Origin of the sequence: Marinitoga sp. 1154, assembly GCF_013363285.1 — a bacterium.
Taxonomy (GTDB): domain Bacteria; phylum Thermotogota; class Thermotogae; order Petrotogales; family Petrotogaceae; genus Marinitoga.
Genome location: NZ_LBFB01000068.1, coordinates 1 through 751, shown reverse-complemented (window position 1 = coordinate 751; position 751 = coordinate 1). Strand labels below are relative to the sequence as shown.

The following is a 751-nucleotide window of genomic DNA, read 5'->3' as shown; positions in this document are numbered from 1 at the left end:
TTTCATTTACATTCTCTATTTCTTTGCTTTCTTCTTCTATATCTTTTGTTATTTCGTTTATTTCATTTGATATTTCCAGTATCATTTGCGCTGTTTTATCGCTCGCAGCTGCCATTTCTTCTGTCGATGCACTTTGTTCTTCTGCACTTGCTGTTAGTCCTTCTACTCTCTGATTTATGTTTTCTATTCTTTCTAATATGTTCTGGAATTTCTTTTTTATACCATTTGCATGATTTTCTACTTCGTTTATTACTTTTACTGTTTCTTCTGTTGCTTTGTTTGCGTTTTGTGCCCCATTTTTTATTTCTGTTAGTATTTGCGCTATCTGTTCTGTCGCTTTTTTCGATTCTTCTGCTAATTTCCTTATTTCATCCGCTACTACTGCAAATCCTTTTCCTGCTTCTCCTGCTCTCGCTGCTTCTATTGCTGCGTTTAATGCTAATAGATTTGTTTGCTCTGTTATGCTTGTTATTGTTTCTACTATTTCTCCTATGTTTTTGGCTTTTTCTGCCAGTATTTCTACTGTCTTTTCTGTTTCTTTTGATTTTTCTACTGCCTGTTCTATTATTTTTGTTATTTCGTTTATTGATTTTTCCCCTTCTTCTGTTACTTCTGTTGTTTCATTTACTTCCTGCGATATTTCTACTGCATTACTTGATACGTTTTGCGCTGCTATTGATACTTCATTTACTCCTGAGGTTAGTTCTTCTGTTGTCGCTGCTGCATTTTCTGCATTTTCTTCTATTGCTCT

The 751-nt window shown here is 34.2% G+C and carries 1 protein-coding gene; it reads right to left on the bottom strand.

Annotated features, from left to right (window positions below; genetic code table 11):
* On the bottom strand, positions 1-751 hold a 751-nt coding region (locus XO12_RS11120; protein ID WP_254867741.1), incomplete at both ends, for a methyl-accepting chemotaxis protein.